14 protein-coding genes and 1 riboswitch are annotated in these 15,639 nt (G+C 44.1%); of the genes, 10 read left to right on the top strand and 4 right to left on the bottom strand.

Going from position 1 to position 15,639, the window contains the following annotated elements; all coding sequences use genetic code 11:
- Complete coding sequence (gene dapA / locus J8Z24_RS01245; RefSeq protein ID WP_252095137.1) at positions 1-885, bottom strand: 4-hydroxy-tetrahydrodipicolinate synthase; 885 nt, start codon at positions 883-885, stop codon at positions 1-3.
- 115 nt (positions 886-1,000) lie between these two features.
- Positions 1,001-1,176, bottom strand: a riboswitch (Lysine riboswitch).
- 208 nt (positions 1,177-1,384) lie between these two features.
- On the opposite strand from dapA, the gene J8Z24_RS01250 reads away from it, so the two are divergent.
- Positions 1,385-3,076 (top strand): response regulator, encoded by a 1,692-nt coding sequence (locus J8Z24_RS01250; RefSeq protein WP_176033309.1) that lies wholly within the window; start codon positions 1,385-1,387, stop codon positions 3,074-3,076.
- A gap of 6 nt (positions 3,077-3,082) precedes the next feature.
- Here the strand turns inward: J8Z24_RS01250 and J8Z24_RS01255 are convergent, their stop codons facing one another.
- Both J8Z24_RS01255 and J8Z24_RS01260 read right to left on the bottom strand, forming a co-directional pair.
- Complete coding sequence (locus J8Z24_RS01255) at positions 3,083-3,700, bottom strand: hypothetical protein (RefSeq protein WP_147389187.1); 618 nt, start codon at positions 3,698-3,700, stop codon at positions 3,083-3,085.
- 158 nt (positions 3,701-3,858) lie between these two features.
- Positions 3,859-4,734 carry a TraB/GumN family protein gene (locus J8Z24_RS01260; protein ID WP_125251498.1) on the bottom strand — a complete coding sequence of 292 codons (876 nt, stop codon included), beginning with the start codon at positions 4,732-4,734 and terminating at the stop codon, positions 3,859-3,861.
- Between the two features lie 524 nt (positions 4,735-5,258).
- Here J8Z24_RS01260 and ilvG point away from each other — a divergent pair.
- The 9 genes from ilvG (at position 5,259) to can (ending at position 15,189) form a co-directional block, all read left to right on the top strand.
- Positions 5,259-6,920 carry an acetolactate synthase 2 catalytic subunit gene (ilvG, locus tag J8Z24_RS01265; protein ID WP_176033307.1) on the top strand — a complete coding sequence of 554 codons (1,662 nt, stop codon included), beginning with the start codon at positions 5,259-5,261 and terminating at the stop codon, positions 6,918-6,920.
- The gene (gene ilvM, locus J8Z24_RS01270) at positions 6,917-7,159 is read left to right on the top strand and encodes an acetolactate synthase 2 small subunit (RefSeq protein ID WP_125251500.1); all 243 of its coding nucleotides are present in this window, start codon (positions 6,917-6,919) and stop codon (positions 7,157-7,159) included. The genes ilvG and ilvM overlap by 4 nt, the downstream gene beginning before the upstream one ends.
- Before the next feature lie 25 nt (positions 7,160-7,184).
- Positions 7,185-8,108: a branched-chain amino acid transaminase gene (locus J8Z24_RS01275; protein WP_125251501.1), complete on the top strand. Its 924-nt coding sequence runs from the start codon at positions 7,185-7,187 to the stop codon at positions 8,106-8,108.
- Between the two features lie 88 nt (positions 8,109-8,196).
- Complete coding sequence (gene ilvD / locus J8Z24_RS01280; RefSeq protein WP_147389184.1) at positions 8,197-10,053, top strand: dihydroxy-acid dehydratase; 1,857 nt, start codon at positions 8,197-8,199, stop codon at positions 10,051-10,053.
- A gap of 2 nt (positions 10,054-10,055) precedes the next feature.
- Complete coding sequence (ilvA, locus tag J8Z24_RS01285; RefSeq protein WP_176033306.1) at positions 10,056-11,597, top strand: threonine ammonia-lyase, biosynthetic; 1,542 nt, start codon at positions 10,056-10,058, stop codon at positions 11,595-11,597.
- A gap of 106 nt (positions 11,598-11,703) precedes the next feature.
- Positions 11,704-12,135, top strand: a complete 432-nt coding sequence (locus tag J8Z24_RS01290) for a hypothetical protein (protein WP_147389182.1) — start codon at positions 11,704-11,706, stop codon at positions 12,133-12,135.
- 106 nt (positions 12,136-12,241) lie between these two features.
- Entirely contained in the window at positions 12,242-13,294 is a 1,053-nt protein-coding gene (locus tag J8Z24_RS01295; protein WP_252095138.1) for an ABC transporter substrate-binding protein, read from the top strand.
- 36 nt (positions 13,295-13,330) lie between these two features.
- Complete coding sequence (locus tag J8Z24_RS01300; protein WP_128730423.1) at positions 13,331-14,503, top strand: methyltransferase; 1,173 nt, start codon at positions 13,331-13,333, stop codon at positions 14,501-14,503.
- A gap of 14 nt (positions 14,504-14,517) precedes the next feature.
- The gene (gene can / locus J8Z24_RS01305; protein WP_176033303.1) at positions 14,518-15,189 is read left to right on the top strand and encodes a carbonate dehydratase; all 672 of its coding nucleotides are present in this window, start codon (positions 14,518-14,520) and stop codon (positions 15,187-15,189) included.
- A gap of 174 nt (positions 15,190-15,363) precedes the next feature.
- Here can and ubiK read toward each other — a convergent pair whose 3' ends face one another.
- A complete protein-coding gene (gene ubiK, locus J8Z24_RS01310) occupies positions 15,364-15,633 on the bottom strand; it encodes a ubiquinone biosynthesis accessory factor UbiK (protein ID WP_125251507.1) in 270 nt (89 codons plus the stop codon).
- Between the last annotated feature and the right edge of the window lie 6 nt (positions 15,634-15,639).

Raw genomic sequence — 15,639 nt, forward strand, 5'->3', positions numbered from 1 at the left:
TTAATTCCAAGATAAAATTGTTTCGTTGGCGCGTGTCAGCGCATCTGTGTGAGTAAGTTCTAAATGTGTCAAAGGAGGGCGTAGGTTTGGGCTTGTCAGCTTTCCTTGTAAATGCATCAAGACCTTAACCGGAATAGGGTTTGCCACTGCAAATAAGCTGTTCGCAGCTTTCGACCATGTAGTGAATAAATTAGGGGACGTGCCACTAAGAGAGCGCCTTACAAATTCGGCTGTTTGTTGCGGCCAAGCATTCGCAGCGACAGACACCAAGCCAGTTGCTCCCGCTTGGGCAAAGTAAGGCATTAAGCTATCATCACCGCTGTAGATTGCGACATTTGGGGCTGCTTGGCGAAATGCTTCGAAAGTTGCGATATTGCCGCTAGCTTCTTTGAGTGCCCAAAGGTTTGGGTGATTTGCAAGTTCCTCTAATAATTCAGGGGCGATGGCAACGGCACTTCGCCCTGGTACATTGTAGAGCATACATGGCACGTTGCTCTCGTTTAAGAGGGAATTAAACCAATGTGCAAGTCCCACTTTACCGGGTTTGGCATAAATTGGTGAGCCGAGTAACAAAGCATCAATGGGCTGTGTGTTGCAAAACTGCACCCACTGTATTTGTTGTTCAAGGTTGCTGCCACCCACTGCGACCATTAATGGTACGCAAGGCGCAAGTTGGCAAACAAACTCTACGATTTTTTGTTGCTCTGGCTGAGTAAGCGCAAGCCCTTCGCCGGTACTCCCAAGTAACAGAATACCATTTTGTGCCTGCTCTTGATCCCGTACAAGGGTCGTCAACGCGCTAAAATCGATCTGATTTTCAGCATCAAAAGGCGTAACTAAAGCCGTCCATAATGGATAGTCAGATAAGTTGAATTGTAATTTCATCTCTACCGAACTTAAATCATGTTCGTAGTAAGGAGGGTGTCCAAACTTCGAACCGTTAAAATTCGAAGAGCAATGGACTTAAAAAGGATAAGGCAGCCTGTGGCCTTATTTTTCTAAGACCAGAAGCTCTCCACCAAGTGTGTTGGTGACAGTCGCTGGGATTCAGCCCAGTCGCCCGAAACAGAGAATAGCAAAGTTGTCTGTTTCTCGGCGTGTATTCCCCTTACTAAGCTGCAACGGAGTTTGCTCTCCTTCACTTAGTTACCTGAATAACGCACCTCTTCCAGCCCTAATACCATTTGGTCTTAATATCTATTCGATTTAATTAAGCACCATTGGTATAAGTTTGACGCTTTGGCATCAAACTGCATAAATAGGGTGAGCTCGCATTGAAACATTTTGGCCGTCTAGGTGTCAAGTATAGGACTGTAAATAATATGATTGTCCACTACACTGAATAAGCGTGGGCATTTTTTAAAGAGGGAACAAATATACCAATATGTCGTTAATACCTAACATGAAGTTTCGCTACATAGGGGCGCTGTTGGCTATGGCTTTATTGCTGTCGATGGCCATGGTAGTGATGCAATACCTCCTCCACCAGCAGAGCCAGGATGCTCGAGTGATCAATCTTGCTGGTATGCAGCGGATGTTATCTCAACGGATTGCACTGTTCAGTTCGATAGATTCGCCGCAAGGGTTGGAGACGCTCAGATTAGCTATTGATGACTTTGAAGGTAACCATCACTTTTTAACAGAAAAAGAGGGGGGTCAGTATCACCACTTAAATGAGTCGCTTGAGTCACTGTATTATGAAAACCCAATACAATTACATCAGCAGAGTCTTACGTTTATTACTTTGGCAAAACGCCACTTAAAACAGCCAAATACTCAGTTGTCAGAAGGCATACTTACATTATCACAGACTTTATTACCTAACTTAAACCAAGCGGTCTCTCTGTTTGAACATCAAGCTAAGTTAAACACCGAGCGGGTTAGAAAAATAGAGTTATTAATTTGGCTATTAGGGCTGACGGTTTTATTTATTGAGGCTAAATTTGTATTTCGCCCAATGACAAAAGAGATAACCGAAGCTTTTAGGCAGCTTGAAGCATCAAAAAAGCTCGCGGATGACGCGCTACAATCGAAATCGCGCTTTTTGGCTCGTGTTAGTCATGAACTACGAACTCCACTTCAAGCGCTCCATGGTTACTTGGATGAATTTATAAAAAGTGCAGATGCAAAACAATTGGAGCATGTAAAGAGTGCCGCTAATCAGTTAGATATTTTGCTTTACTCGGTAGAAGATTTCAATAGTTTATCTCAGCAAGATATTGTCATTGAGCGGCATCAAATACAGCTGCACGATGTGATAAAAACAGCTTGTATCTCGTTCCAACTGAGCGCACATAACAAGTCTCTCACGTTTAATTTAGCCCTTGGGAATGCGCTAAATATGGCTTGTTTCGGTGATGCAAAACGGATAGCTTGGCTCGTTGGAGAACTTGTAAACAATGCGATTAAATTTACCGAGCGTGGTGGTATTCAAGTGTTTGCAGATATTGTGATGACTCAAGAGGCGTCTTATCTTGAGTTTATTGTTGAAGATACAGGAGAGGGGTTTGATTATAAACGTCTACAGGAGTCAATGCGAACAGAGCATTTTCAGGGGTCGCAACTTGGACTACAACGCTGTCAGTTGCTAGTGTCCGCGCTGGGTGGACAGCTTAAATTTACAGCTCGAAAGCCATTTGGGACGAGAGCAGAGCTTCAGATCCCGGTAGAAGTTGATATCGAGAACGTGCGCTCAAGCAAGCGTGAAAAATTATCTACCAATGTTTTACTCGTTGAGGATAACTTAATCAACGCCAGAGTGATTGAAAAAATGCTGCAACCGATAGCTAAGCAAGTAACACATGCTGAACATGGTGAGCAAGCACTTGAAATATATCAGGTTGGAAAGTTTGATGTGGTACTGATGGATCTAAATATGCCAATCATGAATGGCTTTGAGGCGACAAGAAAGATCAGAGCAATCGACCCTATCATTCCTATTCTCGTTGTGACCGCAAATACCAATAGTGCAGACTTAGACAAAGTATATGAGTTGGGCGCAACGGCTCATTTGTATAAGCCGCTACAAACAGAAGTATTAACAGATAAACTCACCGCTATGCTTGATAAAAGATAATCTCTGCTATTTTTTTATCAGGCTGATATTGCCCACACCAACTTCAGCATCGATAGCATAGCGTCCAGCACCGGAATAATCAGTTTTTGATCCTACCATGCTTTTTTTCGCTGTGTTACTAGCGGGGTACCCTGACATAGATGTTTTACCCACACCTGAGTCTAACGAGACCTGTTTAAAGTCAGAGGCCATCGCGGCAACCTTTATTTTACCAACACCTACCTCCAGCTCGGCAGAATTATTAAGGGCATTTACTTCGATTTTTCCCACTCCAACCTCAATATCTAGAGCCACACTTTGCGGTACTTTTACGTGCCAAGAGAGTTCATAATCATCTGACGGTACTTCAAGAGAGAGCTTATCAGCATGGCTTTTACTGGTTAATTCGGCATCATTGACGTCAGGTGTGCTAAACCAGCTGTCAGAGTCCTTTGGTGCAACTAGGATCTCAACCTCAATGGTGTCACCATGATAAGTTTCTAGATCAACTTTACCCACCGCAACATCTATTCCGAGTTCAATTACATCGCTACCTGAAAATGATGCTGTAATTGTTTTTGTTTCGTTTGCGTGAGCAGTGATTGCTGCACTACTCACCAATAAAGCGCAGATGATTCTTTTCATTCTTTTTACCTTTAAGGAGTGTCTTTGTAAGGTAAGTCGCAGTGTCAGGTGAAAAGGTTTAAATAGATTTTAATTTTTTTGAAGGCTCGGTGCAGTGTTGTATCAACGAGCCTTGAAAGGTGACCTGCGCTTTGGCTCTTTGCCAAGTTATGGCCATATTAAAGCGGCGTTATGGTATAACCTTCAGCTTTTAGTTGAGCGATCAGTCCGTACTGCTCGACCAGGTGCAGAGCACCTACTGCGACAAATAAGGAGGTGTTCGGTAATTGCTCTTTGAGTATTTCAATCCAATTATTGTTACGTTCAATGATCATCAATTGTTCGGCTAATTGACCATATTTATCATCAGAGAAGCTCACATTGTAATAATGAGATAGCTTTTTCAAGTCGCCGGAACGCCATGCCGCGACTAAATCCAAAAAGTAAGTATTTAAGTCCGCCATCTGTGCAAACGTCTCTTTTAGCATGTCGTTGCTATGTACACTCAATTGACTAAACATCTCAAGCTGATATTCAAGCGTTTCAAATTCATCAACTGCAATATTGCTTTCATTTGCAAACGCGATAACCTGCTTGTCTATCCCATTTTTGTCCGTGAAACCTAACTTCTGATATTCCAGCTGTAGCATAGTCACCATAACAGCCCAGGGGGCATAACGTTCAAATAAAGCAATATCTATTTGTTTTGCTGCAAAATAGGCTTTCAGCTTGTTATAGACTTCGGGGCTTAGTTGAGACGCTAAGGTTTGATTGCCTTTTAGTAGCATAAAAGGCATGGAGCGTTGTTGGATTGCCAACGGAGATAAGGCTTCTAGGTTCACCTCAACCATCACTTTGTCACTGTTTTTGATAGCGGTTTTAACTTTGACTGGCAACCCTTGCATTTGTTTATCACCAACATGCACAGTTCCAAACAAGTAGGATGTTTTTTGGCCTTTTTCTACTTTCCAAAGGCCAACTTCTGCATTTGCAAAAGCACTAAAAAGGCTTAGGAAAAAACAAAAAAATATAAATGGAGAAAGGAATTTTACCACTTTGATCCCCTGTTGATTTTATTAAAAAGGTAGTCTGCGATATAGCCTAGCGAATGTCACTAAAAAAGAAATGGGCAAGAAGTATAGAAAATTTCATATTGCCAAAATAAGAAAGTAAATTTTTCGTTATCGTTAAGCAAAACCAATATAAAATTCTCAATTTAGTATTTGTTGCTTTTTTAATTCTACTTATGGTGTTTTTGGGGTTTTTTTATGTTTTCAGTGTGCTTTTTTAAATTTAAATGGCATAGTTTTTTAGGTTGACTTGGGTGCTGTTCGCGCGGTATTAATAGAAAAAGAGGCAACGCAGTGTTTATACCTAGTCGTTAGCAAAGTTAAATTTTCGGAATTCAAGCAATGTTACTAACAGCAACTCTACTAGTCGTGATTATCAGCGTGGTGATTATTATTACCGCGGGGGCTAGTTAGTGCTGTAAGAAAACCATCAGCATAAGCGCCCCCCGCACCACAAGGTTCGGGGGGCGTTTTCGTTTTAGGGCAAAAAAGGCAACTGAGAGCAGAACATGAGCAATTCAACAACCGGCGCACAACTTGTTATCAAGGTGCTAGAAGAGCAAGGCGTCAAACACGTATTTGGCTACCCAGGGGGAGCCATCATGCCAATTTACGACGCTTTGTACGGTGCGCCTGTTAAGCACTATTTGACTCGCCACGAACAAGGTGCCGGATTTGCTGCCGTCGGTTATGCGCGTAGTACCGGGAAGTTAGGGGTATGTTTTGCAACATCAGGCCCCGGAGCGACTAACCTTATCACTGCGCTTGCAGATGCGATGATGGATTCAGTGCCTTTACTTGCCATTACAGGCCAAGTGCCAACTGCTGCGATTGGATCGGATGCGTTTCAAGAAGTCGATGTACTAGGTATGTCCTTATCTTGTACAAAGCACAGTTACATGGTTGAACGCTCAGAAGACCTTGCAGAAGTGCTCCAAGAAGCCATGTACCTTGCCCAATCCGGTCGCCCAGGCCCAGTTTTAGTTGATATTCCAAAAGATATTCAGCTCGCAAATGTGCATTTTCATCCATTTGCAGCGCCACAAGATGAATGTCCAATGCTATCACAAGCCGAGGTAGGGAAAGCTAATCAATTACTATGTGAAGCAAAAAGGCCAGTTGCATACATCGGCGGTGGTGTGCAAAACGCTGATGCTCAGCTTCAGTTGATGCAGTTTTTAGAGAAAACACGGATGCCGGCAGTGTCGACTCTAAAAGCACTAGGCAGTGTTACACCTGATTATGACTTTGACCTTGGTATGTTGGGTATGCACGGCACTCAGGCTGCCAACTTAGCTGTACAGCAATGTGATTTATTGGTGTGTATCGGGGCTCGATTTGACGACCGCGTGACGGGGAATTTAGCAAAGTTTGCTGCTGGCGCTAAGGTGATCCACTTAGATATTGACCCTGCTGAAGTCGGTAAACGAAAACCAGCAGCTGCATCACTGATTGCTGATTTGAAGCAATCGCTACCACAGCTTGAGTGTGTGGTTACTAACACGCAATGGCTTGAAACAATTGCAACCCTGCAACGACAACATGCGTGGCGTTATGACTATCCCGGTGAAAAAGTTTTTGCCCCTTATTTACTAAATCAACTTAGCCAAAAGCTGCCAAAAACTGCAGTGGTATGTTGCGATGTTGGTCAACATCAAATGTGGGTGGCGCAGCACATGAAATTTAGCCATCCGAGTAACCACTTAAGTAGCGGTGGTGCGGGCACTATGGGATTTGGCCTGCCAGCGGCTATTGGCGCGCAAATAGCACGTCCAGATAACACAGTGATCACGGTATCTGGCGATGGCTCCATCATGATGAATATTCAAGAGCTGGCAACTATTCGTAGAAACAACTTACCCGTTAAAATTTTGATACTTGATAACCAAAGATTAGGTATGGTGAGGCAGTGGCAGCAGCTCTTTTTTGACGGTCGTTACAGCGAAACAGACTTGTCAGATAATCCAGATTTTGTCGCATTGGCTGCTGTGTTTGGTATTCCAGGGCAGACAATTACTCACGCCAGTCAAGTTGATGAGGCTGTGGATGCACTGGTCAGTGCGCAAGGCCCCTATATTCTTCACGCTTGTATTGATGATAAAGAAAACGTATGGCCACTCGTTCCTCCAGGTGCTGCCAATGATGAAATGATGACGGAGAACTTTTCATGAAACACCATTTAACCGTTGCAGTAAAACAACAGAGTATTGCGATAGAGCGCTTTTTACGAGTGGCTAGACATCGGGGATTTCGTCTTACTAATTTAGAGCTTCAAGGGCAAGATGACTTATTCCACGTCAAAATGACAGTAGATAGTGACAAACCTATCTATTTATTAACCTCACAACTGAGTAAGCTAGTAGAGGTGCAGGCAGTTGACTTGCACACACTACAGAAACAGGCAATTTAAAAGAATTAATTAAGGTAGTTAAACAATGACACAGACATCAGAACTTATTTGGCACAACGGTGAAATGGTTCCTTACTTTCAAGCAACCACTCATGTGCTTAGTCATGCTCTGCATTATGGCAGCTCAGTTTTTGAAGGGATCCGTGCTTATGACACGCCAAATGGCCCTGCGGTTTTTCGTTTAAACGATCATATCCAGCGTTTATTTGATTCTGCAAAAATCTACCGTATGGAGATCCCATATACAAAAGAGGAAGTAATTGCTGCGTGTAAAGAGACGATACGAGCAAACAACTTTACCAATGCATATCTTCGTCCATTTGCCTTTTTAGGTCATGTAGGTCTTGGCTTGAATCCAAAATCACATCGCGCTGATATGACAGTTGCTGCAATGGAGTGGGGCGCGTACCTAGGTGAAGAGGGCTTAGCGCAAGGTGTGGATGTATGTGTGTCTTCGTGGAGTCGCTTGGCGCCAAATACCATGCCAACGGCAGCAAAAGCTGGTGGTAATTATCTGTCTTCTCAGCTTATTTCAGGCGAAGCGAAACGCAATGGTTATGCTGAAGGAATTGCGCTAGATGTGAATGGTTATCTCAGTGAAGGTGCGGGCGAAAACTTGTTTGTGGTGAAAAAAGGCGTGCTTTATACGCCACCCACGACAGCCTGCATCTTACCGGGCCTAACCCGTGACACTATTATTCATTTAGCCAAGCAGCGAGGTTATGAAGTGCGTGAAGAGGCGATTGCACGCGAAGCCCTGTATTTGGCGGATGAATTCTTTATGGTTGGAACCGCAGCTGAAGTTGTACCAGTTCGTAGCGTTGACAAAATCCCTGTCGGTAACGGCGGGCGTGGTCCAATCACAGAGGAACTGCAGCAAGCATACTTTGCACTTGTAAAGGGTGAGGCTGAAGACGAAAACGGCTGGTTAGAGTACGTAAACGATTAATCTTATTGCTTCAGGGTGATGCACCCTGAAGCAAAGCATTGTAAATTTTGGGAATGAGGAACTCGGAAAACCGAGCGTAAGGTGAGACATGGCTAAATTACGGAGTAAAACAACGACTGAAGGCAGGCAACGTGCGGGCGCCCGTGCGTTGTGGCGAGCAACAGGAATGACCGACAGTGACTTTCATAAACCTATAGTTGCAGTTGTAAATTCATATACCCAGTTTGTTCCGGGTCATGTTCACCTCAATCAACTCAGCGCATTGATGGCTGATGCGATAACAGAAGCAGGCGGCGTACCTCGTGAATTTAATACCATAGCAATTGACGATGGCATTGCCATGGGGCACGGCGGTATGCTGTATTCGTTGCCATCGAGAGACTTAATTGCTGATTCAGTCGAATACATGGTCAATGCCCATTGTGCTGATGCTATGGTGTGTATTTCTAACTGCGACAAGATCACCCCTGGTATGCTACTTGCCGCACTGCGGTTGAATATTCCGGTGATCTTTGTTTCCGGCGGCCCGATGGAAGCGGGTAAAACTCGCTTAGCGGATATCGATTTAAAGTTGGATCTTGTTGATGCCATGGTAAAAGGAGCGGATCCAACAGTCAGTGATGAGGAGTCTGAGCAAGTAGAGCGCTCTGCTTGCCCTACGTGCGGCTCATGCTCAGGTATGTTCACTGCAAACTCGATGAACTGCTTATTAGAAGCGCTGGGTTTAGCGCTGCCAGGTAATGGTACAACACTAGCGACACACAAAGACCGCCAACAGCTGTATTTGGGCGCAGCAAAGCGCATCATGGCTTTATGTGATGAATACTATGGCAAAGACAATGAGCAAGTGCTGCCACGCAATATTGCAAATCAAGCGGCATTTATGAATGCCATGACATTAGATATTGCGATGGGTGGATCATCCAATACGGTGCTGCATTTATTGGCGGCGGCACAAGAAGGTTTTGTCGACTTTGATATGAACGACATAGACCGTTTATCTCGCAGTACCCCATTTTTGTGTAAAGTGGCGCCAGCAACACAGCAATATCATATTGAAGATGTACACCGTGCAGGTGGCATTATGGCCATTCTAAACGAGCTTGCTAAAGGGGATAAATTAGACTTGTCGGTAGGGCATGTGGCTGGCGGAAATCTAGGTGAGGTTATTGCACGCTGGAATGCCGCAGACAGTAATAATGAACGGGCACAAACTTTCTATCGTGCGGGACCTGCTGGGATCCGTACTACTCAAGCAATGAGTCAAGCGTGTCGCTGGGACGAGCTAGATTTAGACCGTGAAGGCGGCTGTATTCGCTCTATCGAGCATGCCTTTAGACAAGACGGCGGCCTTGCCGTATTAAAAGGTAACTTAGCGCCTGACGGCTGTATCGTGAAAAGTGCAGGAGTGGCCGATGAAATGCTGCGCTTTACAGGGCCTGCTGTGGTATTCGAATCTCAAGACGATGCAGTCGAGGGGATACTGGGCGGCCAAGTTAAAAAAGGTGATGTAGTGATCATTCGTTACGAAGGGCCAAAAGGCGGCCCGGGTATGCAGGAAATGTTATACCCAACCAGTTACCTGAAGTCGATGGGTCTAGACAAAGACTGCGCTTTGCTCACCGATGGCCGCTTTTCTGGCGGTACTTCAGGGCTCTCTATTGGTCACGCGTCTCCAGAAGCTGCCAGTGGTGGTAATTTAGCGCTGGTTGAAAGCGGCGATGTTGTCGCTATCGACATCTATAACCGCAGTATTGATGTAAAGCTGGATGAAACTGAGCTAGCACTGCGCCATGAAAAACAGCTGGCTCGTGGTAAAGATGCTTATAAGCCACTAAATAGAGAGCGCTATGTGAGTCCCGCATTGAAAGCTTACGCACTCCTTGCAACTAGCGCTGACAAAGGTGCTGTTCGTGACTTACAAAAACTTGAGGAGTTGAGCTAGCGATGGTTTCCCAAGAGCTTGATTACTTCAGAGCCATCATTCAAGCGAATGTGGCACCGCTCGTTGAGGTAACGCAAGTCAATCAATTAGAGCAAATGTCAGCCCAGCTTGGTAATCAGATTTGGCTAAAGAGAGAAGATCAACAACCGGTTTATTCTTTCAAATTGCGTGGTGCATACAACAAACTGCGTCAGTTGCCGAAAGGGTCTCGGGTGTATACCGCTTCAGCGGGTAATCATGCTCAAGGAGTTGCACTAAGTGCAACGCATTTAGGTCAGCATGCCACTATTGTAATGCCTGTGACTACGCCAGAAATTAAAGTGAATGCCGTGCGTAAACTCGGTGGTGAAGTGATTTTACATGGCCACCACTTTGATGCTGCAAAACAATATGCCTTGGAGTTGTGTGAAGCGCAAAGTGGTGTATTTGTTCCTCCATTTGATGATAAAGACGTGATCATTGGTCAAGGTACGGTAGCGCGAGAGCTTATTCAACAGCTTGATGAGTTGGATGTGGTATTTATACCGGTTGGTGGTGGTGGTCTACTCGCGGGTATGGCGGTGTATTTAAAATCACTGCGGCCAGACATTCGTATTGTTGGAGTAGAAGCTGATGACAGTGCTTGTCTTAAGGCTGCAATGGCAGCTGGCAAGCCTGTGGAATTAGAGAGGGTTGGTGGCTTCGCCGATGGTGTTGCAGTTAAGCTTATTGGTACTGAGACCTTCAGGCTGGCACAAAAGTTTTGTGATGAGGTGATCACAGTTAATGCCGATGAAATATGCGCTGCGGTGCAAGATATTTTTGTTGAAATAAGAGCAACTGCAGAGCCGTCTGGGGCGTTATCAACAGCAGGTTTAAAAAAGTGGCTGGCACAAACTGGTGAAAAAGGGTTAAGTGTTGCTGCAATCCTATCTGGAGCTAACCTGAATTTTGATAGGCTTAGATATATTGCCGAAAGAACAGCATTAGGCGCGAAGCATGAAGCATTGCTTGGCGTATCAATTCCTGAAGAAAAAGGTAGCTTCAAACGCTTTTGTCACTCTCTAGGTGGACGCGCAATCACTGAGTTTAACTATCGCTATGCTGGCTGTGGAGAAGCACAGATTTTTGTTGGCGTAGGTTTGAGAAATGGGCAAAGTGAGCTGGATGAACTGAGGGCTTCATTACATCAAAATGGGTATCAGTTTGATGACCTATCAGACAACGAGCTTGCGAAATTACATGTTAGATACATGGTAGGTGGAAAGCCTCCTGCGGTAATGAACGAGCGTCTATTACGATTTGAGTTTCCAGAATATCCAGGGGCGTTGGCGCGGTTTTTAGACATGCTAGGTAGTAACTGGAATATAACATTATTTCACTATCGAAATCACGGTGCAGCACAGGGTAATGTATTAGCAGCGTTTGAGGTAGAACCAAAGGATTATGAATGTTTTGATGCTCATTTAGCTAAGCTGGCGTATCAATTTCAAGAGGAAACACAGAACCCTTGCTTTGCACGCTTTTTATATGGTGAGCAGTTGCAAAAGCAAAAAGCAGGCTAGTGGGGTTATGTTTGGGCGCTTAGAGAATATTATTGCCAATTTAATTTCACAGAGCAATGAGAGGGCGCTTTGCCATCTCGAGGAGTTTATTTAGCGGGAGAGACGAGTGTTACAGTCTGGTAAAACTAAATCAAGATGGGCTGCATTAATAAAGAAGCTTGTGTTACTAGCAGGCCTTTACGTAGTGCTAGTGATATGTTGGCCAGATTTTCAAAGTGGTATCTTCTTCTCTACAGCTTGCTTAATGCTGATGTTATCTATGGTATTAGGCGGTGACGGATATGGTAACCAAAGAGTGGAATCATTATTAACAAAGGTAGGCGATACACTGATCATCTCACATGGGATCGGAAAAGTAACCATACCGATAGCGCGTATAGAGTCTATTGCGATAGGCAAAAACTACTTGGGGCTGATAGAACAAAACAACGGTAATGGTTACGACATTACATGCACAGGAAGTCGCGACCAAATTCATCATCATATTAAAAATCTACTCGCAGAGCATTTTGAAAACTGTACTGTACATAGTATATAGCACTCACTTTCCTTAAGCTGTTTTTGAAATCGCGGCTATTGCTATGGCAAGCTTCTGCCCATCGACTATAGTTAGCCATTATTCTCGTACAAGAAATAAGGACATAATGTCTAAGTATTTTGCAGTGTTATTGCTTCTTATCTTCAGTACCCAAATACAGGCATTAGAGAAGGTAACGCTTCAGTTGAAGTGGACGCATCAGTTCCAGTTTGCTGGATACTATATGGCAAAAGAAAAGGGCTTTTATCAAGAAGAAGGGCTTGACGTTATCATTGTCCCCGCTGATCCGAACAACCCTAATGTTGACTTTCGTGTGCTATACGGACAAGCGCAATTTGGTGTGTTTCACTCTGGTTTACTAAAACAACGCCTTGAAGGAAAACCTTTTGTGGCGCTGGCTGCATTATTACAATCCTCTCCTTACTGTTGGATGGTTAAAGCGCAAAGCGGGATATATGTCCCACGTGATTTTCAAGGAAAGCGCATCAGCCACCTTGGGCATACTGAAAATGGTGAGTTGCTGATGATGTTGCAACGAGCCGGTGTAAATACCGACAGCATGTTGCTCTATTCAGGCAAGAAACCCTTTGATGATTTCATCGCTGGAAAGTTTGATGCGATGCAGGTTTATAGCACAAACGAACCCTATCAGGCACAGCAATTGGGCGTGGCGACTCGAGAAATTTGCCCTAAACAGTTTGGTTTAAATGTCTACGCAGACGTGCTATTTACGACCGAAGCAATGTTACGCGATCGTCCGCAGCAGGTAATGCGATTTCGTCGTGCCAGTCTCAAAGGTTGGCGATATGCGATGCTCCATTTAGAAGAGTCGCTTGCCGTTACCAAAGCGAACTATGCAACTCATAAGTCACTCGCACAATTGGCTTATGAAGCAGAGAAGCTCAAAGATTTTATTAGGGTTTCGGGTATCCCTATCGGAAAAATGTCAGCTGCAAAGTGGCTGTGGATAGCACAGCTGTATCATTTGGATGTAAGCCAATTTCACGAACATAAGGCTGATTTTATTTACTCAGAAGTCAAGCAAGATCCGGCCTCATTATCTTGGGTGTTAATAATTGCCGCTGTTTTAACCTTAGTTTGTATTCCCATGTATATTCAGCTCATCTTTTCTCGGAAAAATAAGTCACATTTACGCTAGAATAAGCATATTGTATTGCTGGTGGTTGTAACTACTGTGGACTTAAGTACGCGTTTTCTACGTTTAGATAAATTATTATTTGATACTCGTCAGTATTGGCAGATCGTTGCATTTGAGCATTTAGCCATTCCTTGGCCTGAGCTTGAGTCTACGTTACTGCAACTTAGCGATCAGGCCGTGCATGAGTTAGACAACAACGAGCAAGCGCATCGTGATTTCTTCAAAAGTACTATCCCTGAACTGGAGCAATTACATACCCTTTGTATGCTGCCCAAGATTGAAGGTCATCGAGATGCACTGCCATTTTGGCTAAGTAATGGAATTAAAGGGCGTAAGCTTGAGCAGCTACAAGACTTTGTTGCTGCTATAAACGAAACCAAGTCTGCTGTGCTTGAATGGTGTGCTGGTAAAGGGCACTTAGGGCGTATGCTTGCCTACCATGGTGCGCCTGAAGTCAATAGTATTGAGCTACAACAAGATTTATGTCGTCAAGGAGAGGAGAGTGCAAAACGGCAGAATCTAAACCTTCACTTTCATTGTGCTGATGTACTCAAAGATGATATTCATCACCATTTTGTTGAAAATCGCCATGGTATTGCATTACATGCTTGTGGTGAATTACACCGTGTATTTATCCGCCAAGCTGTTGATAATGGAATGAAAAAGCTATCGCTTTCTCCTTGCTGCTATCACCTTTTTACACCACAACAGTATGAAGCGATGAGCGTAGAAGCTAGCGCCAGTGCGCTGAACTTATCTCATCATGATATGAAGCTAGCATTACAAGAAACCGTCACCGCACCGGGCAGAGTCGCGGCAGTTCGCAAAAAAGAAGTGAGTTGGCGACTGGGTTTTGATGCGTTGAGAAGAGAGTTGGACGGTAGTGATAACTATGTCTCGGTTCCCTCTGTGAATAAAGCCATTTTTTCAGGGACGTTTGATGAGTTTTGTTACTGGGCGGCAGAGCAAAAACAAATCATCTTACCTGCAAGCATCGACTTTGAAAGGTATGAGCGAATTGGCCGCCAGAGAAAGCAAGTTACTGACAGAGTTGAGTTGGTTCGTCATTTGTTCCGCCGTGCTATTGAAATATGGTTAGTGCTAGATAGAGCTTTATATTTACAAGCATCGGGGTATGATGTTGAGCTTAGTACTTTTTGCGAAAAGTCACTCACCCCAAGGAATATTTTGATACAGGCTGAACGTTAGCCGGAGAACCACTAATGTGTAATTCTAGTTCGAGCCCGCTGAGCCATTTGCTCAATAGCAATAAGCAATGGGCAGAGCGCACAAATGCCAGTGACCCTGAATTTTTTAAAAAGTTGTCGCAGCAGCAAAACCCTGATTATCTCTGGATAGGGTGCTCAGATTCTCGAGTACCGGCCAACGAAATTGTTGATTTAATGCCCGGTGAACTATTTGTTCACCGTAATGTTGCAAATGTAGTGGTACATACTGATCATAATTGTTTATCGGTAATGCAGTATGCAGTAGAAGTACTTAAAGTCGATCATATTATGGTAGTTGGCCACTATGGTTGCGGTGGTGTTCAAGCGGTGCTAGACAATGCAAAGTTTGGACTAATTGACAACTGGCTTCGTCATGTTGCTGATGTCAAAGAGAAGCATCAGGCAATTATTGAGCGCATAGCTGATGAGCAACAATGCGCAGCATTATGTGAACTTAATGTGGTGGAGCAAGTGCGCAATGTTTGTCAGAGCAACATTGTGCAGGATGCGTGGTTACGTGGTCAAACACTGACCGTACACGGTTGGGTATATGGCCTTGCTGATGGATTATTAAATGAGGTTGTTGGTGCAGTGGCTGACAGTGAGCAGCTATCTTTGTGCTATGAAAAGTCGTTACTCGGTGTGAATCAACGCTATTGCTCTTAAACTGCAAGCGAACAACGGATGTCTATGATATTAGCGTCAGGCTATACAGGTTGCAGCACTAATATCCTGCGTCCACAAAACCTTGATGTTATATCAACAATTAAGGCTAATTGGTATTAAACACCAGACAATGAGATGGCAGCAAAACACCAACGCAGTGCTGCCAGTACGGTATTACTCGTGAGAGTCTGTTTGCTTGTCAGCCAGTTGCGCTTCAAGCTGTGCTACTTTTTCTTCGAGCTCTACTAGCTTTTCACGGGTGCGGATCAATACTTTGCTTTGAATATCGAATTCTTCTCTGCTGACGAAGTCCATCTCTGATAGTTTACTTTGAATAGCTTGCTTGGTTCTGGCTTCAAACGTTTCGGCAAGGCTCTTAACACCTTGTGGCATATTGCTTGAAATCTGTTTGGCAATCTCTTCAATTTTGGCTGGGTTAATCATTTTCTT

This window comes from Pseudoalteromonas sp. SCSIO 43201 (assembly GCF_023716725.1).
Lineage (GTDB): Bacteria > Pseudomonadota > Gammaproteobacteria > Enterobacterales > Alteromonadaceae > Pseudoalteromonas > Pseudoalteromonas peptidolytica.